Source organism: Acidovorax sacchari, from assembly GCF_042847045.1.
GTDB classification, from domain to species: domain Bacteria; phylum Pseudomonadota; class Gammaproteobacteria; order Burkholderiales; family Burkholderiaceae_C; genus Paracidovorax; species Paracidovorax sacchari.
The window spans coordinates 2,953,237-2,977,619 of the sequence record NZ_AP035783.1; the positions used below are offsets into that span (position 1 = coordinate 2,953,237).

The window sequence follows — 24,383 nt, forward strand, 5'->3', positions numbered from 1 at the left end:
CGGTCCGTGCAGCAAACGGCCTCAGGACGACCTGCGCTGTTCCGCGCGGCGGCGGGCACGGTAGGCGGCCACGAGCACCAGCAGCACCACCAGCAGCACGATGCTCAGCAGCGGCACCCCCCAGGACAGGTAGCGGCGCCATTCGTAGAAGGCGCTCTCCCCTGCGCCCGGCGGCAGGCTGGCCGACGGGTTGCTGCTGTCCACCCAGCTCACCGGGCCGTCCGCGCCGATGAGCGCGATGTCACCGCGATTGAGCACGAAGGCTTTTTGCACTGCAGCCGTCTGCTCGCCCAGCGGCTGCCAGACCAGGCCATGCTGCCCGTTCGAGCGGCTGACCTCCACCGCGGCGAGGCGGGCCAGCCCGTCCACGTCCAGCCACGGCGCCTTGCGCCCGTTGATGCGCAGGTGCGCGTCCTGGATCTGCACTTTGGGCTCCGTGCCCTGCACCGGCACCTGCAGCGCGAGGAATGGCCGGCCGGGCGCGAAGGGTTTGCCCTGCTCCACCACCGCGAACTCGGCGCGCACCGGCGTCACGCCCGCCGCGACGGCGATGCGGATGAGGCGCGCGAGGGACTGCGGAGCGTCCGCCAGGTACGAGGCCGGCACGGCCACCACCGGCGTGCCCGACATCAGGGGCAGCAGGCCGACGAAGGTGCCGTCGGGCTCGGAATCGCCGGCGCGCACGTAGCTCGTGGGCAGCACGTTGACCGGGAAGCCCTGCGGGGTCTCGTTGCAATCGTTGGAGTACGGCTGGCGCTGCACGGACACGCGCACCACGTTGCTCAGGCCCAGGGCATAGCCCGGAACGCGCGCATCGAGCCGCTCGGGCCGGCCGTCGGCCTCCAGGCGCTTGGCAGAGAGCAGCACGTTGTTCCAGAACACCGAGGCCACCGGCCGGGTGGACGAGGCCCCGGGCGCCGCGGCGATGTCGATCACCAGGTCGGACGGCATGCGCCCGTTCACGGCGACGGCGGCCAGCGGCAGCGAGGCCGTCCAGTCACCGCGGGACACGACGTCGAAGCTGGCGTCGCTGCCGAAGCCCGCGAGACGGATCACCGTGCGGTCCTCCGCGTCGGGCGCGTCCGCACGGGCCACCGTGGCCTGGCGCGTCACCAGGATGTTGCGCCAGACCTCCGCGAAAACGCCGGCCGCCTGTGCGCCCGCGTCCTCGGCCACGGCGATCACCGGGCGCGCGCCCAGCGTCGCCAGCCGGATCTGGTGGGAAGCCAGCCCGCCGGGGGCCGCCATGGTCTGCAGGTTGCGCCAGGCGGTGAAGGCACGCGCGCCGTCGGCATCGCCCGCCAGTTGCGTGCCCAGCGCGTCCAGCGCCCTGCCGATCTGCTGCTGCAGTGCGCCATCGGCCACCGCGATGTCGCCGGTGGCGGACACCGCGCCCAGCACGACCAGGGCGCCGATCTCGGCGTCGTCCTTGAGCACGTAGCGGGCATTGCCTGTGGACAGCCCCGCGAACGCGGGCAGGGATGCGAGCCCGGAAGGCACCTGCCAGCCGGTGGTGTCCACCGTGTCGCCCGGCACGGGGAAGGCCTTCACCACCACACGGCGATTGGCCTGCTCCAGTGCCGCGCCGATGCGCCACGCGGTGTCGTAGGATGCCTTGGAAAGATTGCGAGAGGCCACCAGCAGCGTGGGCCGCGCGGGCAGCGTCACCCAGGCATCGGCCAGGCTGGTGAGCGCCCCGCTGCTGAAGCGGTAGTTGAAGCGCGTCTCCGCCGCGACCGACAGGACGTTGCCCGTGGCGCGCTCCACCTCGCAGATGCGGTGGGCCACGTTGTTGAGCCAGTTCACCCCCAGGCGCAGGAAACCGTTGGTGCGCACGCTGGTGTCCACCTTGAGCGTCTGGCTGGCGTCGCCCTCGGGCGATTCGATGCGCCGCGAGAACACCGGACGGCCGTTGACGGACAGCAGCATCGACGTGCGGCCCTCTTCCGCCTTGTAGTAGCGGCCATTGAAGTCGATGCTCGCCTCCGCGAGGGGCAGCGTGCGCGGCACGGGCAGGAAAAACTCCTGCCTCGCGTCGAAGCCGTTGAGCAGCACCGCATCGGTGAATCCCAGGTCGGACAGCGCGAAGCTGCGCGTGACCCAGGTATCGCCCTGCAGGCGCTGCAGCGCATCGCCCGCGGGGCTCGCCATCGCGAGGAGCGGGACACTCAGACCCATCATGCAGATCAGTCTGGAAGCGCGCGGCAGGCGCAGGGGGCTGGGGACCATGGAAATGCTCCGGGGTGACACGGGAAGGGAAAAATGAAGGGCTGCAGGGCCCGGCTCAGGGCGCGAACTCGTCGAACGGGCGCCCGCACAGCGCATCGACGATGCGGCGGCATGCCTGCCCGTCGCCGTAGGGATTGCCGCGCCAGCCGAACTCCGCGTGGAACGCGGAGTCGTCCAGCAGGCGGCGTGCTTCGTGCAGGATGCGCTCGCGCGAGGTGCCCACCAGGCGCACCGTGCCGGCGGCCACGGCCTCGGGGCGCTCGGTGACGTCGCGCATCACCAGCACGGGCTTGCCCAGGTAGGGCGCCTCTTCCTGCACGCCGCCCGAATCGGTCAGGATCAGGTGGGCGCGGCGCATGAACCAGACGAAATCCAGGTAGTCGAGCGGCGGGATCAGGTGGACGGAGGGCAGTCCCGAAAGCGTCTCCGTGACCACATCGCGGACGTTCGGGTTCAGGTGCACGGGATAGACGATCTGCACGTCGTCGCGGCCCGCGAGCTCCGCCAGCGCGGCGCAGATGCTGCGGAATCCGCTGCCGAAGTTCTCCCGCCGGTGCCCGGTGACCAGCACCAGCCTGCGGCCCGCGTCGAGCCATCCATAGCGGCCGGCCACGGCAGCCTCGATGGCGGGGTCGGCGTCGAAGCGCGCGACGGTCGCGGCCAGCGCATCGATCACCGTGTTGCCGGTGACCCATGCGCGGCCCGGCACCTGCTCGCGCGCGAGCGCATCGCGGGCCGCGGGCGTCGGAGCGAACAGCCAGGTGGACATGGAATCCACCACGCGCCGGTTCATCTCCTCCGGGAAAGGCGACTGCAGGTCGCCGCTGCGCAGCCCCGCTTCCACGTGGCCGATCGGTATGCGGCGATGGAACGCCGCCATGGCGCAGGCCGCGGCGGTGGTGGTGTCGCCATGGACCAGCACGCAATCGGGGCGCACCGAGGCGAGCACGTCGTCCACGCTGCCCACGAGCCGGGCGAACAGCCCGTTGAGACCCTGGTCCGGTCGCATCACGTCGAGGTCGTGGTCCGCCTGCAGCCCGAACAGCGACATGACCTGCGCCAGCATTTCCCGGTGCTGGCCCGTGACGCACACGGTGTTCTGCAGCCGGGCCTCCTGGCGCAGTGCAGCCACCAGGGGCGCCATCTTGATGGCCTCGGGCCGGGTTCCGAAAATCGACAGGACGTGCATTCGAGGTGTCAGCAGGAATGCCGGCAAAGGCCTTCCGCGGCTGTCGCGGCGGCGCCTGCACAGGCAAAAAACTGGGAGGCAAGGCGCTTGGTGCGCCCCGGGCGGGACCGATCTGCGTCGTCTGACCCTCGATGCGTGGATGTTAGCAAATGTCTCCTCGGGTCAAACGGTATTTCAATAGATTTAATGCTTTCGATAGTCAAAATTGTTGGCCGGATGCGACTGCGCTCCATTGGTCGGCAATGCGGGTAAATTGGCAGCCGATCTTCTCCCTTGCTCCTCCTGTGACTGATGACGCAGCGCCTGCGCGCGTGCCGCCGCCCATGACTTCCACGACCGCATCCGCATCCGACTTCCATTCTCCCGGCGTGCTCCGGCTCCGCCAGGATCTCGCGCTGGCTTTGCGCGCCGCAGCCCACCATGGCCTCGGCGAAGGCGTCTGCAACCATTTCAGCGTGGAACTGCCCGACCGCTCCGGCCGCTTCCTGCTCAACCCGCGGGGCCTGATGTGGAGCGAGGTGTTCGAGGACGACATCGTGCTCGTGGACGCGCAGGGCGCGGTCCTCGCCGGAAGGCATGCGGTCGAACCGACGGCGATGTTCATCCACGCGGCCCTGCACCAGGTGGGCCGGCATGCCTGCGTGCTGCACACGCACATGCCCTTCGCCACGGCCCTGACGCTGACCGGCTGCGGGGGCCTGGACACCGCGCTGTCGCAGAACGCGATGCGCTTCCACGGCCGGGTGGCGATCGACCGGCAGTACAACGGGCTTGCCCTGGATGCGTCCGAGGGCCGGCGCATCGCGGCGGCCATGGGCGGCTGCGACGTCGGCTTCCTCGGCAACCACGGCGTGGTGGTGTGCGGCGCGCGCATCGACCATGCCTACGACGACCTCTACTACCTGGAGAGGGCCTGCCAGGCCGAGGTGCTCGCCCGCTCCACGGGCATCCCGCTGTGCCCGGTCGCACCATCGCTGGCGGCCGATGTGGCGCGGCAGACGCTGGGCGAGCGGATGCAGTCGGAGCTTTTTTTCGAGGCACTGCGGCGGACGCTGCCGGCGGCTTCCGCTCCCAGGGGCTGACACCGCGACCGGAAGCACAGCGATGTCCCTGCGCGCCGCCTCGCCCGCATTGGCCGCCGCCGTACTGTTCGGCGCCAGCACTCCGTTCGCGAAGCTTCTGGCCGGCGATGTGCCGCCCCTGCTTCTGGCCGGACTGCTCTACCTCGGCAGTGGACTGGGGCTGGGCGCGCTGCTCCTGGCGCGGCGGCTGGCGGGCAGGCGGCAGCACCATCCTCCGGGCGATACGGCGCGAGTGTCCCGCGCGGACCTGCCCTGGCTGGCGGGGGCCGTCTTCTTCGGCGGCATGCTGGGCCCCGCACTGCTCATGGGAGGACTGGCTGGAACGTCGGGCGCGGCGGCGTCGCTCCTGCTCAACCTCGAAGGGGTGTTCACCGCCCTGCTGGCCTGGATCGTCTTCCGGGAAAACGCCGAACGCCGCGTCGTGCTGGGGATGGCCGCGATGGTGCTGGGAGGCGTGCTGCTGTCGTGGGGGCCGGGAGGTTCCGTGTCGCTGCCCCATGCCCTTCTCATCGTGGCCGCATGCCTGTGCTGGGGCGTGGACAACAACCTGACCCGGCAGGCGTCCGCGGGCGATGCCATGGCGATCGCCTGCTGCAAGGGGCTCTGCGCCGGGGCCTGCAACACGGGCCTGGCCCTGTTCCTGGGGGCGCACTGGCCGTCATGGACCTCCGTGGCCGCCTGCATGGCCGTCGGCCTGCTGGGCTACGGACTCAGCCTCACTTTGTTCGTGGTGGCCCTGAGGACCCTGGGCACCGCGCGCACCGGCGCCTATTTCTCGACCGGTCCCTTCTTCGGGGTGCTCCTGTCGCTGGCCCTGTGGCCGGAGGTTCCATCCCTGTTCTTCTGGCCCGCCGCCGCCCTCATGGCCGCCGGGGTCTGGCTGCACCTGGGCGAGCGGCACGAGCACGAGCATGTCCACGAGGCCCTGGAGCACGCGCACAGGCACGTGCACGACGAACATCACCAACACGGCCACGGTCCGGAGTGGGACGGCACCGAACCCCACGTCCATGCCCACCGCCACGAAGCGATGGTCCACCGGCACCCCCATTACCCGGACATCCATCACCGCCACGCGCATTGAGCAGGCCGCCGCGGCCCTTCGTCATTCCGTGCGGACCGGCCAGTCCAGCTGCCGGCCGCTCTCGAACCGGCGCTCGCCGCCCGTGACCGGGTCGGTGAAGGCGATCGCCTGCGCCAGCAACTGCAGCGGCTGCGAGAAATCGCCCTCCGGCGGATCGTTCACCTCGGGATAGAAGGCGTCGCCCCGCAGCGGCAGGCCCAGGGCCGCCATGTGGACGCGCAGCTGGTGGCGCCGCCCCGTCACCGGGGACAGGCGGTAGCGCGCCCAGGCGCCGTCCACGTCCAGCACCTCCATGCGGGTGAGGCTGTTCGCCTCGCCCGGCACCTCGTGCATGCGGAAGAACTGCGGGCTTTCCTCGATCCGGCTGGCCCGCTCCCGGGGAAAGGCCACGTCCGCCCGCCAGGGCGCGACGGCCTCGTAGGTCTTGTCCACCGCCCGGTCGCGGAACAGCGCCTGGTAGCGGCCCCGCGTGGCGCGCTGCACCGAAAACAGCACCAGCCCCGCCGTGTCCCGGTCGATCCGGTGCGCGGGCGACAGCTCGTCCAGGCCCAGGCGGCGCTTGAGCCGTACCAGCAGCGTGTGCTGCAGGTAGCGCCCGGTGGGCACCACGGGCAGGAAGTGCGGCTTGTCGGCCACCACCAGGTGATCGTCCTGGTAGAGCACCGCTTCCTCGAAAGGGATGACCGCCTCGCTCGGCAGCTCCCGGTAGTAATAGATCCGCAGGCCCGGAACGAACGGGCGAACGGCGGTGACCGGGCGCGCGTGCTCGTCCACCACTTCGCCGCGCTCCATGCGCTGCAGCCATTCCGCCCGGTCCACCACGGGCAGCCGTTCGGCCAGGAAGTCGATCAGCAGGCCGCCGCCCTGGCTGGGCGTGACCACGCAACTGGGGCTGACGCCCTCGCGCACGGGCAGAACGCGTGGATCGTGGGAGTTGTGCATGGGCGCGCATTCTAGGCAGGCCCCGCCGTCCGCCATCGCCGTGTAGGACAGGGGCGCGTGGCACATGGGATGCCTGCCGTCGCCGGGGCCGTCCGGCGCACACTAGGATCGGACGCAGGCTCTTGCCATCCCGATCCACGCTCCGCTGCCATCCATGCGCCCTTCCACCCTGCTCCCCTCCCACCGTTTCCGCGCGGCACGCCGGCAGCACGGGCGCGCCCTGAACTGGCTCCTGGGCCTGCTGGGCGCCCTGGTCGCCCTGGCGCTGATCGCCCTCGTGGTCCTGCTCACCTTCGACTGGAACCGGGCCCGCCCCTGGATCAACGAGCGCGTGAGTGCGGCGACCGGGCGGCATTTCGCGATCGAGGGCGACCTCACGGCCCGCTGGCACTGGCCCCAGCCGGTGGACATGGAAACCGGCTGGCGGCGCTGGGTGCCCGGCCTGACCGTGCAGGCGGAACGCATGGTGCTGGGCAACCGCGCGGACTTCGGGCGCTACGGCGCGGTGGGCATGGATGCGGAAAATGCCGACGCCCGGGTGGTGGAACGCCGCGCCGCCGCGGCGTCTGCGGCATCGGCCCCGGCGTCGGCAGCCAGCGCTGCGGCGGCCGCTCCCGCCCCGGAATCCGGCTCCCGGCCTCCATCCATGGCCACGGTGGGCCGTGCCACCGCATCCCTGAAACTGCTGCCCCTGCTGGTGCGGCACGTGTCCATCGGCACCCTGTCCATCCAGGCGCCCGACGTGGCGCTCGCGCGGCGTGCCGACGGCAGCAACAACTGGACCTTCGACCGCCCCGCTCCCGACGGCAGCGCCAGCCCCAACCCCTGGACGGTGAACGTGGCCCGGCTGGTGGTCAACGATGGCCGGCTGGCGCTGGCGGATGCCCAGAAGGACCTGGCCTTCGTCGCGCACCTGGCGACCCAAAGCCGGCCCGGCCCCTACGGCGTGCGCTTCGATGTGCGCGGGCGCTACGCCAAGGCCCGCATCGAAGGCAGCGGCCAGGCGGGCAACGCGCTGTCGCTGCGGCAGCAGGACGTGCAATACCCCCTGCAGTTCAAGGCACGCGCCGGCACGGTGCGGGCCGAGGTGGAAGGCACGCTGGCCAATCCGCTGGCGCTCGCCGGCATGGACCTGCAGGTGCTGCTGCAGGCCGAGAGCATGGCCGACCTGTACCCGCTCACCGGCATCGTGCTGCCGAACACGCCGCCCTTCCGTACCAAGGGCCACCTGGTCGGCAGCCTGGAGCCGGGCCGCGCGGTGTGGGATTACCGGGACTTCACCGGCACGGTGGGCCAGAGCGACCTGCGCGGCCAGCTCACCTACACCTCCGGCCAGCCGCGCCCGCGCCTCACGGGCGAGATGGCTTCGCGGCAACTGCGCCTGGCCGACCTGGGACCGGTGGTCGGCGCGCCGTCCGGCGAGCGTCCGCAGGAGAAAGGCACGTCCAAACGCGCGGGCAAGGTGTTGCCCGACGCTGCCTTCGCCACCGACCGGTGGAACGCGATGGACCTGGACCTGAAGTTCAAGGGCGAGCGCATCGTGCGCGATGAAAGCCTGCCCGTCGAGAACCTGGACGTGCATGCCCGCATGGACAACGCGCAGCTCACGCTCTCGCCCCTGCGCTTCGGCGTGGCACAGGGCAAGATCGATTCCAACGTGGTGCTCGACGGCCGCGACGGACCGCTCAAGGCCCAGTTGCGCGGCAGCGTGGACGGGCTCCGCCTGTCGGCCCTCTTCCCCAAGGTCGAGCTGATGGAAAAGAGCTTCGGCCGGCTCGACGGCGCCATGGCGGTGAACGGCACGGGCAATTCGATCGCGAAGATGCTGGGCACCAGCAACGGCGAGGCGCGCGTCTATATCCGTGACGGCCGGTTCAGCAAGCAGATGCTCGACCTGGCGGCGCTCAACGTGGGCAGCGTCGTGGTGGCCAAGCTCTTCGGCGAGAACAAGGAAGTGCAGCTGCGCTGCGCCGTGGCGGATTTCGGCATCAAGGACGGTATCGCCCAGACCCGCTCGGTCAAGCTCAACACCGAAGAGGCCGTGGTCGAGGCCATGGGCACGATCGACCTGGGCCGCGAGTACATGGACCTCTACATCAAGCCCGAATCACTCAAGTGGAAGTTCTTCTCGCTGCGCACGCCCCTCTACGTGCGCGGGAATTTCGCGGACCCGAAGGTCGGCATCGAAGCCGGCCCGCTGCTGCTGCGCGCGGGCGCCGCCGTCGCGGCCGCGGCCGTGGCCCCGGTGGCGCTGGCGCTGGTGCCGGTCACGGTGCCCGCCGCGGAGGACGACGAGAACTGCGCCACCCTGCTGGCCCATGCCGACCGCAACGTGCAGGCGAGCAAGGCCGGGGCAGCGCCCAAGCCCGCGGCTTCGGCCCCTGCCCGGCGCTGATCTAGTGGAAATCCCGGCTGCCCTCCAGCGCGGGGGCGAGCCGGCCGAGCAGCGGGGTCAGGTCCTTGCAGCGCTGCAGCACCAGGTGGCGCACCACGGCGGCGCCCGGGGCGGCACCATCGGGACGGTGGCACTGCCAGAGGCCCTCCACGGCCAGCAGGCGCGAGCGCAGCAGCGGATTGCGCCAGGTCTCGACGAGCGCAGGCCAGACGATGACGTTCACCGTGCCGGTCTCGTCCTCCAGCGTGACGAACATCGTGCCCTTGGCCGATCCCGGCCGCTGGCGCACGGTGACGATGCCGCAGGCACGCACGCGCCGCCCGTTCGGCACGGCCTGCAGCGCCTGCGCGGCCTGGATGCGCCAGCCGGCCATGCGTTCGCGCAGCAGCGCCATGGGGTGGCGGCGCAGCGTGAGGCCGGTCGCGGCATAGTCGAAGACGATCTCCTCGCCCTCGGGCGCCTCGGGCAGGGCCAGCGGGGCCTCGTGCACCGGGGCCTCCTGCAGCAGCGCCGGCGCGCGCCGCTGCGCGGCCGCATCCCACATCTGCTGGCGCCGGTGCCCCGCCAGGGAGCGTAGCGCATCGGCCGCCGCCAGCGCCTGCAGGTCCTGCCGGTCCTGGCGCGCGCGCAGGGCCAGGTCCTGCACGTCGGCGAAGGGGCTTGCGGCCCGTGCGTGCATGAGCCGGGCCGCCGCCTCGGGCCCGTACCCGGCCACCAGGCGCAGGCCCAGCCGCACCGCGGGCTGCGCCTGCTGCAGGCCGGGCAGCGGCGCGGCCGGCCCTTCGAGGGTGCTGTCCCAGTCGCTGTGCGCGGCATCGGCGGGCAGCACGCGCAGCCCGTGGCGGCGGGCATCCTGCACGAGCTGCGAGGGCGTGTAGAAACCCATGGGCTGCGAATTGAGCAGGGCCACCAGGAAACAGGCGGGCTCGTGGCGCTTGAACCAGCTGCTCGCATAGGCCAGCAGCGCGAAGCTGTAGGCATGGCTTTCGGGAAAGCCGTATTCGCCGAAGCCCAGCATCTGCTGGTAGATGCGCTGGGCGAAATCGTCGGAATACCCGTTCTTGCGCATGCCCTCCATCAGCGCCTGCTCGAAGCGGTGCACGCCGCCTCGCCGCTTCCAGGCGGCCATGGACCGGCGCAGGTCGTCGGCCATGCCGGGCGTGAAATCCGCCGCGATCATCGCGATCTGCATGACCTGCTCCTGGAAGATGGGCACGCCCAGCGTGCGCTCCAGTGCGGGCCCCAGTTTCTTGTGCTCCAGCACGAAACCGTCTCCCCGGGCCACGCTTTCCCTCGCCTGCAGGTACGGATGCACCATGCCTCCCTGGATCGGCCCGGGCCGCACGATGGCCACCTCCACCACGAGGTCGTACAGCTCGCGGGGTTTCAGGCGCGGCAGCATGCTCATCTGCGCGCGGCTCTCGATCTGGAAGACGCCCACGGTGTCGGCGGCGCAGATCATGTCGTAGGTGGCGGGATCCTCGCGCGGGATGTCCGCCAGCTCCCAGGCCTGGCCGCGCAGCGCGGCGCGCAGGTCGAGCGCGCGGCGCAGCGCACTCAGCATCCCCAGTGCCAGCACGTCCACCTTCATGAGGTGCATGTCGTCCAGGTCGTCCTTGTCCCACTGGATGATGGAGCGCCCGTCCATGCTCGCGGGCTCCACGGGCACGAGGCGCGTGAGCTTGCCTTCGGTGAGCACGAAGCCGCCTACGTGCTGGCTCAGGTGGCGCGGGAAGCCGCGCAGCCCGTCGGCCAGCTCCAGCCATAGCGCGGCCGTGTGCGCCGCGATCGGCGCGCCCAGGCCGGCCGCCAGCTCCTGCAGGCGCCCGGCGGCGATGTCCTCGTCGAACCAGTGGTGGTCCTTGGCGAAGGCATCGACCACGGCCGGCGCCACGCCCAGGGCCTTGCCCACGTCGCGCAGCGCGCTGCGCGTGCGGTAGGTGATGACCACGGCCGCGATGGCCGCACGCTCGCGGCCGTACTTGCGGTAGATGTACTGAATGACCTCCTCGCGCCGGTCGTGCTCGAAGTCCACGTCGATGTCCGGCGGCTCGTCGCGCTCCTTGCTGATGAAGCGCTCGAAGAGCAGGCGGGTCTTGGTGGGATCGACCGCCGTGATGCCGAGGCAATAGCACACCGCCGAATTCGCCGCCGAGCCCCGCCCCTGGCAAAGGATGCCCAGCCGGCGCGCCTCCCGCACGATGTCCTGCACCGTGAGGAAGTACATCTCGTAGCGGCAATGGGCGATGAGTTCCAGCTCTTTCGCGATCTGCGCACGCACCTCCGGGGGCACGCCCCGTGGATAGCGCTCCCGCGCACCGGCTTCCGTGTAGGCCGCCAATGCCTCGCCCGGCGTCATTCCATCGGGCACGTTCTCGCGCGGATAGCGGTAGCGGATCTCGTCGAGGCTGAAAGTGCAGCGCGCGGCCACCTCCAGCGTCGCCGCAAGCAGCGCGGGCGGGTAGAAGCCCGCGAGGCGCATGCGTGGCCGCAACCGGCGCTCGCCGTGGGCCTGCAACGCGAAGCCGCATTCGGACACCGGGCGACCCAGCCGTACGGCGGTGATCACGTCCTGCAGTGGCTTGCGCTGCAGCACATGCATGTGGACATCGCCGGCCGCTACCAGGGGCAGGCCCAGCGCCCGGCCCGCGCGCTCCAGCGCCTCGAGCCAGGCGGCATCGTCCGGCGCCGTGTGCAGCTCCACGGCCACCCAGGGGTGGATGCCTTGCGCGCGCAGCGGCGCACAGGCTTGCGCCACCGCGGCCTCCACGCCACCCGGGTCCAGCGCGGACAGCCGGTCCCGGCGCGGGGCGATCAGCACCTCGCAGCCCTGCAGGCGGGCAAAGTCGCTGCCCGCATGGACACGGTAATCACCCTTGGGCGCGATGCGCCGCGCATCGCTGATGAATTCGCACAGGTTGCCCCAGCCGGTCTCGTTCCGCGCCAGGGCCACGAGCCGCACGTCGCCGCACGCGAACTCGCTGCCCACGATGAGCTTGAGGCCGCACCGGCGGGCTGCGGTGTGCGCGCGCACCACGCCGGCCACGGAACATTCGTCCGTCAAAGCCAGCGCCGCATAGCCGAGCTCGGCCGCACGCTCCACGAGTTCGAAGGGGTGCGAGGCCCCCCGCTGGAAGCTGAAATTGCTCAGGCAGTGCAGTTCGGCATAACCGGGCAGTCCGGATGCCGCGCCGCCGCCCTCCGCCGGCTCTGGAAGCGGCTCCGCGCTCATGCATACACCCCGTGCCAGAACCATTGAAGGTGCCCGCTCGAGGCGCCCCCCCGCCATTGCCGGTAGATCCACACCGTGCCCACGGCGGCGTTCGACGCCACGAAATAATCCCGCCGCTCCGTGCAGCCGTCCCACCAGCCGCCTTCGAACCGGTGGGGCCCGGCCAGCAGGCGCAGAGGCCCCTGCAGGCAGGGGCGGTCGCCCTGCAGGGCCAGGGGCCGGGGTGGATGCACCAGCCAGCCCGGCCAGAAGGCGGCATCGGCGGATGTGCCCGCGGCCTCGGCCGGCGCTGCGGCCGGGACAGCGCCCTGGCGGCGATCCGCCGGCGGGCCCTGCGGGCGCCGCGGCAGGTTCTGCGCGGCGGCCTCCCACCGCTGCATGCGCTCGGGCCGGTGATCGGCCTGCAGCACGGGCACGCGCACCTGCCCGGCCCCCCAGCGGGCGGACATCCGCTCCACCCACTGGTGCCAGCCCTCGCCCTCCCCGCCTTCTTCGGGGCCCGGCGGCAGCAGGCTCTCGCTGGCCTGCGGCAAGGCCGCCGTATCGGCCGCGCGCAGCACGAGGCGATTCACCGGCGCCGCCAGGGGCCGGCGCGACAGGTGTTCGGCCAGCAGGCGGCGCAGGTGGGCGAGGTCCTGCGTCGCCTCGGCCGTGCGCACCGCCAGATGGTCGCCCGGCGGAAGATCCTTTCCGTCGAGCCGGCGCAGGTCGTGGCGCCACGACAGCTCCAGTGCGAGCACGCCCCGGTGGCGCGCCTGCAGCCAGTCGCGCAGGGCCCCCAGCAGGCGGTTCGCGGTCCACAGCAGCTGTTCGGCCGATGTGGCCGGCGCGGGCAGCTCGGCCGGGAGCTCGAAGTGCTCGGGCAGTTCCAGCCATGGCAGGGCATGGGGTACGTCGCCCCAGGCCTGGTCCAGCGCCCGCAGCGGCTCGGCGCCGAACCGCCGGGCCGCGCCGTCGCGCGGCAGTGCGCGCACGGCGCCCCACGTGCGGCAGCCCATGCGCTCCAGGCTGGCGGCATGCGGCCGCAGGGCGGTGAGCGTGACGAGCGGCAGGCCGTGCGGCAGCCGGCGGGGCAGTGGCCTGCCCTCCGACTGCAGCCGCAGCAGGGCCAGGGCCTGCAGGGCCGTGGGGGCCTGGGCCATGGGCGCATGCTCATCCACCCAAGGGGGTTCTTCGCCAGGGTCCGGGCCGCCGCCGGCCGATGCACCGCACGGAGTCGATGGTGGAAGGGCCCCCTGTCCCTGCCTCAGCAGGGCCAGCAGGTGGGCACGGCCGCCCCAGAGCCGCTCGGTGCAGGACACCTCCAGCAGCACGGCTTCGTCCAACAGCGCCACGCGGGGCGTGAAGCGCAGTGCCCACCAGCCGGCTGCCGCAGCGGGCATGCCCGGTGGCAGTTCAGCCTGCAGGGACGGCAGTGCGATCCAGTGCATGGCCGGCCTCCGGTCGCTCGCCCCGTGCCCGCAGGCGCGATGGTGCGGTGCGCGCCGCCATCCCTTCCCGCCAGGCGGCCAGGTGCCGCTGCTTCGCACCGCTCGTGGCTGCCAGGGCCATGGCCAGGGCGGGGCCATGCGCGGGCACGGCCACCGGCGACAGCAGCGGCGCGCCGCGGCGCTTGAGCACGTGCACCTGCAAGGCGCACTCGCCCTCCCCCGGCCGTACCCACAGCCGCAGCGGAGCGGGCGATGCCTGCAGCCTCCGGGACTCGGGACGGAAGACCCACAGCAGCGGGCCGCGCTGCGCCGCCGCCAGCTGCAGGCGCCTCAGCATGTCGGCGTGGGCGGCCGGCAGCCAGGCCAGCACGGCCAGCACGTCCCGGCAGCGCAGCGCCTGCTCGCAGGCCCAGGCGGCCGCGGCATCGCGGCCATCCGCGGGCGGTGCCACCCAGCACAGGCGCCCCGCCCGCAGGCCCGCCGCATGCAGCACGGGCGCGAAAGGCTCGAACGGCGGGGCCACCAGCACCACCTGACCGGGGCGCGCCGCCGCACCGGCCAGCGCCGGCAGCAGCAGGGGCCATTCGGGCCGGCCCTGTCCCGCCAGCAGCACCTCCGACATCGCGCCCCGCGGCCAGCCGCCCCCGGGCAGCTGCGCATCCAGCGCGGGATGGCCCGAAGGCTGCACCTGGGCTCCTGCAGCCCCATCGACCGGGCGCAGCGAGTCGCCCCGCCACACGCCCGGCACATCCACCCACGCCTCTCCCGCCCCAGGGCGGGAGAGGACCGGAGAAACCGGCGGGGAGAGCGGGACGGATGCGGCCATGGCGTCTTTTCGAATACTGTTCAAATATACAGCATTCATTCCGAAGCGCCAGCAGGGCAACCACCCTTTCCGTGCCGCAGCATGGCAGGCCGCGTGGGCCGCCGCTGCCTGGGCGCGTCTTCAGGACCGGGCCGTTGTCAGGCGGTGGAAAGCAGCAGCGCGCAGTGCGCGCACCACTCCGCGACCGCCGCGTCCGCCGGATCGGCAGGGGCCTGCATGCTCAGCGCCGGCCAGCGCCGCTGCGTGGCATGCACGATGCTGCCCAGTTGCCAGAGCGCCTCGCCCCGCACCAGCGCCAGTTCCGCCAGCCCCTGGGGATCGCCCTGCAGGTGCTCCCGGATCTCGCCTTCCTGGTCCGGATGGCCGCCGGCTTCCACCAGCGATTGCTGCAGCGCCTGCAGGCGCTGATCGACGAAGGCCGCGGGATGCCGGTCGCCACGGTCCAGCACGGAGGGCGGCAGTTGCGGGCGCAACCGGGCCCAGCGGTCGAATGCACCGCCCAGCGTGTCCAGCATCCGGCCAGCCTCTTCCGGAGGCGGAGACAGGGCCACCGCGGAACCACCGCCATCGGCGAGCAGCGGCAGCAGCAGCGCGGACAGCTCGGGGGGAAATTTCCGGTGGTTGAGCCGCAGGCTCAGCGACAGGCGCTGGGCCGCGAGCGCGCTGTATTTCTCGAAGAAGGCGGCGGCCACTTCCGACAGCATCAGGATCCGCCCCATCGGCGAGATGTCCGGCCCGCGCAGGCCGCGCGGATAACCCGTTCCGTCCATGCGTTCGTGGTGCTCCAGGACGGCCGCCTCCACCGACGCCGGATAGGCCCCCTGGGCGCGCAGCAGCAGCATGGCGGTGATCGGATGGGCCACGAGGTGCTTGCGGTCAGGTCCGGAAACCTTGTGGTCGGGGTCGTTCCACATCGGGTCCATGTGCATCACCCCGATGTCGTGCAGCAGCGCGGCCTCCGCCAGCAGGGCCGTTTCGCGTGCGGCCCATCCGCTGCCCAGGGCGAGGTGGACCGCCAGCACCATCATGCGCACGCTGTGCGCGAACAGCTCCGGCCGCTGCTCGCGCATCACCGTGAGCTTGAAGGCCATGGGCCCGGGCAGCATCATGCCGCGCAGCGGCGCGAGCAGGGGCTCCGGCCCGCCATGCGCCCGCGACAGCAGTTCCACCAGACCGCAGCCTCCATCGGAGCCGCCCCCGCACTGCTGCAGTGCCGCAGCCTCGATGGCGGCCGCGTCCACGGTGCGCTCGGTGCCCAGCAGGCCGTCGATCGGATCGCGCAGCGTGTGGCGCACCAGGCGGTCGTACAGGCGGCTGTCGATGCGCACGCCCTTTTCCACGAGCTTGATGCCGCTGTCGGTGTAGATCGCATCCCGGGTGACCACGGGGCAGCGCTCGGCCATGTCGGTCACGCTGCGCAGATAGTGGGTGCCGTCCCGGGCCAGTTCCTGCGCGGCGGCCAGGGCCTGCTGCGCGGCGGCAGCCGACATCGCGGCGGGCGCGCCGGGACCGCGTCGGTCGTGATCGTTGTCGTTGTTCATGCCCGCCTGAATATACGGTGCCATGGCGGTCCCCCGGGCGCAAAAAAAGCCTGCGGGCGCACAGCCGGCAGGCTTTTCCCGGGGTGCCGGCCGGGTGCCGGCAAGGGGGCGGAGTCATCCTCCGCCCCGGTGCATCAGCCCTGGGCCTTCTGGTAGCTGGCGACGCCGTCGGTGATTTCCTTGTGGGCGGCATCGACGCCTTCCCAGCCGAGCACCTTCACCCACTTGCCCTCTTCCAGGTCCTTGTAGTGCTCGAAGAAGTGGCTGATGGCCTTCAGGCGGACGGGGTTCACGTCGTCCACGGTCTTCCAGCCCTCGTACATCTTGAGGATCTTGGTGGTGGGGACGGCCAGCACCTTGCCGTCCACGCCGGCCTCGTCTTCCATCTTCAGGATGCCCAGCGCGCGGCAGGGCACGACCACGCCGGGATGCAGCGGGTACGGCGTGATCACCAGCACGTCCACCGGATCGCCGTCGCCAGACAGGGTCTGGGGCACGTAGCCGTAGTTGCAGGGGTAGTACATGGCCGTGGTCAGGAAGCGGTCCACGAAGACCGCGCCGGATTCCTTGTCCACTTCGTACTTGATCGGATCGGATTCCGCGGGAATCTCGATGACCACGTTGAAGGTTTCGGGAAGCTTCTTGCCAGGGGTGACGTTGTTGAGGGACATGGTTGGGATGGTGGTGGGAATGCGATGGATACGCTGCCGACTTGACGGCCGCGCAGGGCGGCCGCAGGTGGCGCATTCTAGGGCGAGTCGCCCGATGCTCCCGCGGCGGCCGGCCGCGGCCTGCCTGCCACGGCCCCAAGCCGGGATGCGTGAAACGGGCGGTTTCAATGCCCTGCGGAAACCCGCTTATGCTGGCACGGCCTCCGAGATAATCCCCATGGCCATGGAATTTCGGCCCGGGAGGCGCTGTATAAAAAATTATTTCTGCGTCAAAAGATTATTTTCATGCTTGATTCGACCTTGAAACTCGCGGATCCGGAGGACGTTCCCGGCGCGCTGAAATCGGCGGGTGCGGAAATCATCCGTTTCGTCGCCCTTCCCTCGGGCATCGTGCTGTCCGAGTGGAGCTGCCACAACACCCTGACCGACTACAAGAGCGCTTCCGAGAACGTCCTCAGCATTTACCTCTCCGGCGGGGAAAACTGCAGCCAGATGCGCCAGCAGCAGATCGTGCGCAGCGGTTTCGAAAATGCCACCTGCCTTTTTCCCAAAGGCGGTGGTGAATCGCGGTGGCGGATCACGGGGCGGCTCAATTTCCTGCATATCTATTTCGATCCGGAAAAATTCGGCCCCGCGATGCAGCAGTCGCTGCGGCAGCCCCCCGAGGCCTGCCAGTTCCGCGAGGTCTTCCAGGAGGCCTCGCCCGTGATCGGCTCGGCCGCCCGCAGCATCGCGCTCACCGACTGGAACGACACCGCGCTGTCCACGGGCATCGAAGGGCTCACGAGCTGGATCATCCTCCACGCCATCCGCGACTATGCCGTGCCCGGCCTGGAGAAGACGGAGACCCGCGGCAGGTTCTCGGCGCGACATGCCCGCCTGCTGCGGGATTACCTGGACGCCCACCTCGGCGCATCGGTGCAGCTCGACGACCTGGCCGGGCTGGTCAACCTGAGCCGCTACCACTTCCTGCGCAAGTTCAAGAGCACCTTCGGTCAATCGCCGCACGCCTTCCTCACCGAACTGCGCATGGCGCGCGCCCATGACATGCTGCAGCACACCACGCAGAAGATCGCGGCGGTGGCCTTCGAGTGCGGCTACAGCCAGCAAAGCCATTTCACCGCGGCCTTCCGGCGTTGCTATGGCTACCCACCCAGCGCGGTCCGGCGGCGTTGACACGCCCTATGCCGCCGTCCGGGCAGCCCGGATCGCCTCGGCGACGCCCGGGGCCCTGAGCTTGCGGTGCGACAGGGCCGGCACGCCGAGTTCGGAGGCGAGTGCGCGCACCTGCGCCTTGAAGCCGGCCTTGAGGTTGTCGTGGAAGACGACCGCATCGACCCCTCCCGCGATCGAGCGGGCGCAGGCCAGCATGTCCGGCAGGCGGCCGTCCGCGTCGTAGCCATGCGCCACCAGCCAGTGGTTGGGCAGCACGTGGGACAGGGCCAGGCCTTCGGCGGCCCCGAGTTCGCGCAGCGGCTGGGTGAATCCCGGCTCGAAATGCACGCCCCCGACGCACAGCAGCGACACCGCGGCCTCCTCCCATCCGGATGCGCAGAGCGCCACCAGGGCCCGCGCGAGCACCTCGGCCGCGGCAGGATCGGACCATGCCTCGGGGGTGCTGCCGATCTCCAGGTCGATGACCGAGGGCCTCAGTTCCGAAAGCAGCCTGCCCGGCTGGCCCCGGTAGAGCGGCCCGGACCAGTGCGTGGCCTCCATCCAGGTGGCATAGGCGTCCAGCCCGGCGCGCTGCCGCTCCGCCTCCACGCACAGGAACAGGGCCCGCGTGAGGGCGGGATCGACCGGGCTGAAGCACCCGCTGTCCATGTCCCCGGTCGTCTGCACGGTGAAGATGCGGTCGGGCGCGTTCCGTCCCTCGTGCCAGTTGACGACGACTACCGCGTCCGCGTCGCCGAACCGTTCATTGACGAGGGGCGCGTACCGCAGGTAGTCGTGGCTCAGCACATCTTCGAGCTGCAGCAGGTGGCATCGCGTCTCGCCGATGACCGCGGACAGCACGGGATGCCCATCGACGTGCCCCGCCCCGGCGTCCTGCCAGGGAATGCCGGACGACAGCAGGCGGCCGAGGACGTGCGAAGCGACAGGATCCTTGAGGGGATCGGTACAGAAGGCCAGTACGAGGTGTCTCATGCGTTCGCCTCCCGTGCGGCCGCGGGCCGTGGCAGGGAGAGTTTCCGGAAAGCCTTCCTTCATCGGACGGGCTCCTTGCCGGCGCCGCGCGCTACCGGCCGGCGGCGCCATCCACGGCCCAGGTGGTGGGCCAGTTCGACGAGCGGTCCGCGGTCCCGCATGCGATAGAGCCGGCCCCTGGGCTCCTGCGGAGCGCTGTCCCAGGTGGACACATCGGGCGTGCGGCGCAGGCGGGCGACGAGATGGTCGATGGCCGCCTTCTCCGCCCGCGAGTACAGCGTCTCGGAATTGTCGCCTTCGGCGGGCTGCACACAGTGCCGGCTGACGATGTCGCCGGCATCGAGTCCGGCGGAAACCCGGTGGATGGTCGTGCCGAGCCGGTCGTGGCGCCCTTCGTGGAGCGCGAAGAAGAAGCAGTGGTTGCCCTTGTAGTCCGGCAGGTAGCCGCCGTGGATGTTGAGGATGCGGCCTGCGGGAATGGCAGATAGCACGGCGTCCCCGATCTTCTTCGTGCCCATGACGATATAGGCGTCCGACACCCCGCCGCGCAGGACCTGCCCCACGAGGGGATCGTTGATCGACGGGGTGTCGTGGAACTCCACATCCGGCTCCTGGCTGAGCGCGGTCCAGGTGCGCGGCCCCTCCGTGCGGGCGAAATACCGCTTCCGGTAGGCCTCGTAGCCGAACAGCTTGCGGCGCAGGCCGTGGTAGAGCGTCCAGAGATAGGAGCGGTAGTGGCCGCTTCGGCGCAGCGAGGCGGCCTGGTCGTGTCCGGACTCCACGATGACCCGCAGGCTGCCGAACGCCTTCAGCAGTTCGGCGGCCAGATAGAGGTGGTGCGGACCATCGGAACAGAGCAATGTGACGCGGGGCATCATTGGATCCTCCTGAAGCGGGTGTCGAGTTCGCGGCGGGACGCTTCGAAGCGCGCTGCCGCAGCGAGTTGGCGAATACCGCAGCGGCGCAGCCGGCCGTGCAGTTCGGCGATGGCCTCGCGCGTGGACGAGGCCGCGGGACCGCCGCCGGAGCGCAGGCGGCCGAAGGGCTGCCCGTGGTCCAGTTCGGTCCGCAGTTGCGCGAGCAACCCGGAGGCCCGTGCCGCCAATGGGCCGGAATCCTCCGTGGGCGCCTGCGCGAGAAGGCGGCCCACCGTGGTGTGGGCCTCCCGGAAGGACGCCCGGCCCTCTTGGACCAGGGCCTCGGCGGCGAGCGTGGCATGGGCATCCCCGGCGCCGAGCGCGCGGCGGATGGCGGGCTCGTCGAACCGCATGCCGGCAATGGCATACGTGGCCACGGTGCACATGTCGCCCAGGCTCCCCGCGAGGTCCGCAATGGACTCCACGGCGCAGCGGCTGGCCTGGTAGGAATTGCCGGTGGGCAGGTGAGACAGCGAGGACAGCAGGCCGGCGAACTGCCCGGCATGGCGGTCATGGTGCAGCCGCAGCCATTCCAGGAGGTAGGGGTTGCGCTTCTGCGGCATGTTCGACGAACCGCCGTACATGGCCTCCGGCAGCTGGACGAAGCCCGTTTCCCGCATCGTCCAGAGTTGCAGGTCGGTGGCGAGCCGGTTCAGGTGGCCGCTCAGTTCGATGAACAGGTAGGCGCAGCGCAATGCCGGCGTCTTGTCGCTGATCGCGGCCAGGGAATTGGAGGGCCCGCGCACGCAACCCAGCAGGCGGGCGGTTTCATGGGGGGCCGTGCGGAAGGTGGTGCCGGCACCCGCGCACGCGCCGAGCGGCGAGGTGTCCAGGCCGCCCTGCAGCGACGCCAGCGCCTCCATCGTGCCGAGCAGGACCGTGGCCTGGGCCGCCAGGTAGTGGCCCGCCGTGCCGGGCATCGCCACCTGGTACTGGCTATGGATGGGCCATGTCGTTTCCACCGTGGCTTCGGCGCGCTGCAGCAGGGCTTCGCCGAGTTGCAGCGCGCGGTCCATGGTGCCCGAGATGGCCTGCCGGAGCGCCAGCAGCAGGTGCGTCGCATTGATGTCGTTGCGCGAGCGCGCGGCCTGGACCATGCCGCCCGTGGCTTCTCCGCACCGGTCGATGACGTAGTGCTCGTAGTCGAAGTAATCGCCGCGGCCGGAGGCATGGGCACGCAGCAGTTCCGGCTCCGCCTCGGCCGCCAGCACCGCCTTCCGGAGCGCGCCGAACTGCCCGGCGGACAGGATGCCCTGGCTGCGCAGCATCAGCAGGTGCGCCTTCTCGATCGGGAACAGGCTGCCCGCCAGGCTGCCGGGGCGGAATGCGCTGCGTTCGCCCAGCGCGATGCCGCGGACCGTGGCCGCATCCGGCAGGGGAGCCTCCGGTGGTGCGTAGAGGACCCGCGACCGGGCCCGCAGCGACAGCGCCGCGCGCAACGCCGACGACGCCGTGCGGCCGCCGGCGATCACGTAGCCGGCGCGGTCGGAGAAGTCGAAGCGGCCCTGGTTGGTGCCGCCCTCCCCGAATGCACCGGCATCGGTGGCATCCTCCGGAAAATCGATGCCCAGGTAGCGGCGCCCGGCATCGGGGACGATGAAGGCGACGGCGGCATGGAGGGCGGGCTCCGGCACGGCGAACTGGCAGCGCCCGGCCAAATGGCTGCGCACGTACAGGTCGGCGACGGACCAGCCGAAAGCGAGCTCCAGCAGGCGCGGGATCATGCCGCCCGCGAGCCGGGCATTGATCTCGATCACCGTGGCGACATCGCCCTGGAGCTTGACCTCGGTGTGCGCAGGCCCGAAGGCGTAGCCGACCGCGTCGAGCGCCCGGGTGACGGTCTCCACGATCCTGCGGGCCGCGTCCGGGCCGATGTCCGCCGGGAGCACGTGCGCGAGCTCCAGGAAGTGCGGGGGCCGCGTGAGGTACTTGCGCGTGACCGCCAGCACGTGGTGCCCGGCGGCGTCGCTGAAGGTCTCCACCGAGAACTCGGTGCCTTCCACGAAGCGCTGCGCGATCCAGGGCCCGTCCTGCGCACCGGGCATGCCGCGGGCCTCGGTGACGAGCCGCACGCCGATGCTCCCGGTGCCCTGCCGCGGCTTGACGATCGCGGGGAGCCCGATGCTGTCCATGTCCCCGGCAGAGCGCACCTCCCGCGTCGCCGGATACGGCACGCCACGGAACTGCAGCACCTCCCCCAGCCGCAGCTTGTCGCGGCACAGCGCGATCGCGGCGGAAGGATTGCAGGGCAGGCCCAGCCGCTCCGACAGGCGCGCGGCCATCTCGATGAAGCCGTCGCTCGTGGAGGCGACGTACCGGATGGGACCGATGCCGGACACGGCCTGCACCAGTGCATCGAGCGATTGCGTATCGCAGGCGATGGTGGACAGCCCCGCGGGCAGCCGGCCGGCGAAACCATAGCGGGCCGGGTCCCGGACCAGCCAATAGACCGCGCCGTACCGGCACGAGGTCTCCAGCAGCCGGTGGCCGAAGCCGGTGGTGTTGGACTCGATATAGACGATCGCCATGGCTCAGCCGAACGCGTGGATCTCGGAACGGTTCCATGCCATGCAGGCCCAGTCGCTGCCCGCCCTCTCCGACCGCGGATGCCGGACCTGGACCGGCTGGACCCCGAAGTGGTCCGCGCACGGAGGGTCGCTGGCATAGGTGGAGTCCACGTAGCGCGACCCGTCGTCCGGGCTCACGAAGACGATGGGCGTGGACGGGTACTGCGCCTGCAGGCTTCCCGCCACGGCATAGGCCGCTCCCGTGGTGGGTCCGCGGAAATGGCCTGTGGTCTTGTAGAGGTGGCGGGTGTAGTGGTCGGCCAGGGGGGCGCTGATCCAGTGGACATGGTCGAACATCGAATGCTTCAGGTTGCCCGGCATCACGGTGTTGCCCAGCCCGCGCAGCGGGCGCGGGCCGTCGGGCTGGCCGAACAGGATGCTGTTGAACGTGTCCACCCCGACCAGCGTGCAGTCGGCGCCGGCCGCGCGCAGCGCCCCGGCGAGGCCGCAGCTCGAACCTCCGGAGCCCACGGGCGCCACGAGGACGACCGCGTCGCCGACCAGGTCGCGCAGCTGGCGCCCGATGCCCTCGTAAGCCAGCGAGTTGTCCTCGTTGTCGTACTGCCGGCACCAGAACGATCCGGGTTCGGACTCCAGGATCTCGTGGAGCCTGTCCAGCCGGGCCTTCTGGTAGCCCTGGCAGCCCTTCTTGTCGGTGACGATCTCCACGCGCCCACCCAGCATCTCGAGCTGGCGCCGGTAGCTGTCGTCGATCGCCGGGTCGCTGATCGCGATGAAGCGCGAGTTCATGCGATTGCAGACCATCGCCATGCCGAATGCGAAATTTCCGCTGGAAGTCTCGATGACGCTGCCGCCGGGCTTCAGGTCGCCGCGGGCGATCGCCTTGTGGATGATGAAGTGCGCGGGCACGATCTTCATCGCCTTGAACGCCAGCATGTGCATTCCCTCGTCCAGGGGAAAGACGACGGCGTCGCGCATGGCATCGAGGGGGGATTCGTAACGGAGCATCTGCGATCTAGGCGGTGGTGTAGAGGTGGGTGGAGATGTCGAGGGCCTGCAGCCGCTTCTGGGCATGGAAGGCCTTGGCGGCGCACTCGGGATCGCGCGCGCCGTAGAGCAGCCCGATGTAGGTGCCCGAATGCGCGGCCACCATGCCCAGGGCGCCGGTCTCTTCCTTCAGGGCGCGGAGGTGGCCGATGTGCGGATGGGGGTTGAAGGCCTGCGAGATTTCGCAGCTGCGCGTCGCGACCTCACCGATCCTGCGCAGGTCCACGGCACGGGCGGCGGACTTCATGTCGTCGAGCAGCGCGTGGTACTCGGAGCACAGGGCACTGGAGACCGCGCACCGCGTCCGGTTGAACTCGATCGTGTCGCATTCGCCGCCGCGGTCGGTCCCGACGATCATGAGCTCGGGCGTCTCGCCCAGCTGCTCGTCGAGCTTCACTTCCCGGTGGTAGAAGGAGACGATGCCGTCGTACATGACCCCGTCGGTGGGTTCGATGCCGCGGAGGATGGACTCGATGGTCTCGGCCTCCGGTTCCCGCCCGTGCGCGCGGGCCGTCGCCCGGATGACGGCCACCATGTCGGCGGAGGAGCTCGCGAGCCCCTTGCCCGCCGGGAAGACCGACTGGAAGTGCAGCCGCCCGCCCGGCGGCAGGCCATGCAGGCGCAGGTAGTCCTGCGCGGCGCGGCAGGCCTTCGTGCGGCAGGCGATATTGCAGACCACCGCGGGCCCGTCCGTCACCTGGAATTCGACGATGGACATGAGATTGACCGGCAGGGTCACCAGGAAGTGCCTGCCCCCCGGCAGCACCCCCTGCATGAGCTCGCCGAAGGTGCCCCGGCACTGGCCGGTGGCCCGCAGCGGCGGCCAAGTGGCGGACTGAAGCGCTTCTCCTCGTTCTTGCGGAACCATGTTTCTCCTTGTTGTGCGGGCTCCCAGTCCCTTTGGCCAACAAGGCTAAACGCCGGGAGACGGCGTTTTTTTCCAAAGATTGCTCAGTCCTGTCGAGAAATTGCTGTGCCGCGGCGCTCTTGCAGCCGGCTTCCGGCCGGCGTACATTGGGACGGTTGGCCAATCGTCTCCACCCGCCTTCGCGGGCCGATGGGCGCGAGGAAGCAACGCAGCGGAAACACCGCGATGCGTTGCGTGTTTCCCTTTCGTGCATC

The 24,383-nt window shown here is 70.8% G+C and carries 17 protein-coding genes; 4 read left to right on the plus strand and 13 right to left on the minus strand.

From position 1 onward, the window contains the following. Window positions 1-21: 21 nt before the first annotated feature. Window positions 22-2,229: a hypothetical protein gene (locus ACGHC0_RS13290; RefSeq protein WP_368351451.1), complete on the minus strand. Its 2,208-nt coding sequence runs from the start codon at window positions 2,227-2,229 to the stop codon at window positions 22-24. 55 nt (window positions 2,230-2,284) lie between these two features. Next, on the minus strand, window positions 2,285-3,418 hold the full coding sequence (gene wecB / locus ACGHC0_RS13295) for a non-hydrolyzing UDP-N-acetylglucosamine 2-epimerase (RefSeq protein WP_368351452.1): 1,134 nt from the start codon (window positions 3,416-3,418) through the stop codon (window positions 2,285-2,287). 323 nt (window positions 3,419-3,741) lie between these two features. On the opposite strand from wecB, the gene ACGHC0_RS13300 reads away from it, so the two are divergent. Together ACGHC0_RS13300 and ACGHC0_RS13305 are read left to right on the plus strand one after the other, a co-directional pair. Beyond that, window positions 3,742-4,500, plus strand: coding sequence for an aldolase (locus ACGHC0_RS13300; protein WP_415265821.1), 759 nt, complete (start codon window positions 3,742-3,744; stop codon window positions 4,498-4,500). Between the two features lie 22 nt (window positions 4,501-4,522). Continuing rightward, window positions 4,523-5,584 (plus strand): DMT family transporter, encoded by a 1,062-nt coding sequence (locus ACGHC0_RS13305; protein WP_415265822.1) that lies wholly within the window; start codon window positions 4,523-4,525, stop codon window positions 5,582-5,584. A gap of 21 nt (window positions 5,585-5,605) precedes the next feature. On the opposite strand, the gene ACGHC0_RS13310 is transcribed toward ACGHC0_RS13305, so the two are convergent. After that, complete coding sequence (locus tag ACGHC0_RS13310; protein WP_415265823.1) at window positions 5,606-6,526, minus strand: pseudouridine synthase; 921 nt, start codon at window positions 6,524-6,526, stop codon at window positions 5,606-5,608. Window positions 6,527-6,680: 154 nt separating this feature from the next. Between ACGHC0_RS13310 and ACGHC0_RS13315 the strand changes: the two genes are divergently transcribed. Beyond that, window positions 6,681-8,921, plus strand: coding sequence for an AsmA family protein (locus tag ACGHC0_RS13315; protein WP_415265824.1), 2,241 nt, complete (start codon window positions 6,681-6,683; stop codon window positions 8,919-8,921). A 1-nt stretch (window position 8,922) separates the two neighbouring features. Here ACGHC0_RS13315 and ACGHC0_RS13320 read toward each other — a convergent pair whose 3' ends face one another. The 5 genes from ACGHC0_RS13320 to ppa form a co-directional block, all read right to left on the minus strand. Then, on the minus strand, window positions 8,923-12,153 hold the full coding sequence (locus tag ACGHC0_RS13320) for an error-prone DNA polymerase (protein ID WP_415265825.1): 3,231 nt from the start codon (window positions 12,151-12,153) through the stop codon (window positions 8,923-8,925). Next, window positions 12,150-13,583, minus strand: coding sequence for a DNA polymerase Y family protein (locus ACGHC0_RS13325; RefSeq protein WP_415265826.1), 1,434 nt, complete (start codon window positions 13,581-13,583; stop codon window positions 12,150-12,152). The genes ACGHC0_RS13320 and ACGHC0_RS13325 overlap by 4 nt, the downstream gene beginning before the upstream one ends. Next, complete coding sequence (gene imuA / locus ACGHC0_RS13330) at window positions 13,549-14,409, minus strand: translesion DNA synthesis-associated protein ImuA (protein WP_415265827.1); 861 nt, start codon at window positions 14,407-14,409, stop codon at window positions 13,549-13,551. The genes ACGHC0_RS13325 and imuA overlap by 35 nt, the downstream gene beginning before the upstream one ends. 137 nt (window positions 14,410-14,546) lie before the next feature. Further along, window positions 14,547-15,899: an HD-GYP domain-containing protein gene (locus tag ACGHC0_RS13335; RefSeq protein ID WP_415268418.1), complete on the minus strand. Its 1,353-nt coding sequence runs from the start codon at window positions 15,897-15,899 to the stop codon at window positions 14,547-14,549. A gap of 185 nt (window positions 15,900-16,084) precedes the next feature. Beyond that, a complete protein-coding gene (gene ppa, locus ACGHC0_RS13340; RefSeq protein WP_368351461.1) occupies window positions 16,085-16,621 on the minus strand; it encodes an inorganic diphosphatase in 537 nt (178 codons plus the stop codon). A gap of 285 nt (window positions 16,622-16,906) precedes the next feature. Here ppa and ACGHC0_RS13345 point away from each other — a divergent pair, with 285 nt between their 5' ends. Further along, window positions 16,907-17,797 (plus strand): helix-turn-helix domain-containing protein, encoded by an 891-nt coding sequence (locus ACGHC0_RS13345; protein ID WP_415265828.1) that lies wholly within the window; start codon window positions 16,907-16,909, stop codon window positions 17,795-17,797. A gap of 6 nt (window positions 17,798-17,803) precedes the next feature. Here ACGHC0_RS13345 and ACGHC0_RS13350 read toward each other — a convergent pair whose 3' ends face one another. From ACGHC0_RS13350 to ACGHC0_RS13370, 5 genes are read right to left on the minus strand one after another with little or no spacing between them, the layout of a single operon-like run. After that, window positions 17,804-18,769: a D-aminoacyl-tRNA deacylase gene (locus ACGHC0_RS13350; protein WP_368351463.1), complete on the minus strand. Its 966-nt coding sequence runs from the start codon at window positions 18,767-18,769 to the stop codon at window positions 17,804-17,806. 59 nt (window positions 18,770-18,828) lie between these two features. Continuing rightward, window positions 18,829-19,644, minus strand: a complete 816-nt coding sequence (locus ACGHC0_RS13355) for a formyl transferase (RefSeq protein WP_368351464.1) — start codon at window positions 19,642-19,644, stop codon at window positions 18,829-18,831. Further along, window positions 19,644-22,214 (minus strand): lyase family protein, encoded by a 2,571-nt coding sequence (locus tag ACGHC0_RS13360; RefSeq protein WP_368351465.1) that lies wholly within the window; start codon window positions 22,212-22,214, stop codon window positions 19,644-19,646. The genes ACGHC0_RS13355 and ACGHC0_RS13360 overlap by 1 nt, the downstream gene beginning before the upstream one ends. A 3-nt stretch (window positions 22,215-22,217) precedes the next feature. Beyond that, window positions 22,218-23,222, minus strand: coding sequence for a pyridoxal-phosphate dependent enzyme (locus tag ACGHC0_RS13365; protein ID WP_368351466.1), 1,005 nt, complete (start codon window positions 23,220-23,222; stop codon window positions 22,218-22,220). A 7-nt stretch (window positions 23,223-23,229) separates the two neighbouring features. After that, window positions 23,230-24,129, minus strand: a complete 900-nt coding sequence (locus ACGHC0_RS13370) for a GHMP kinase (RefSeq protein ID WP_368351467.1) — start codon at window positions 24,127-24,129, stop codon at window positions 23,230-23,232. Between the last annotated feature and the right edge of the window lie 254 nt (window positions 24,130-24,383).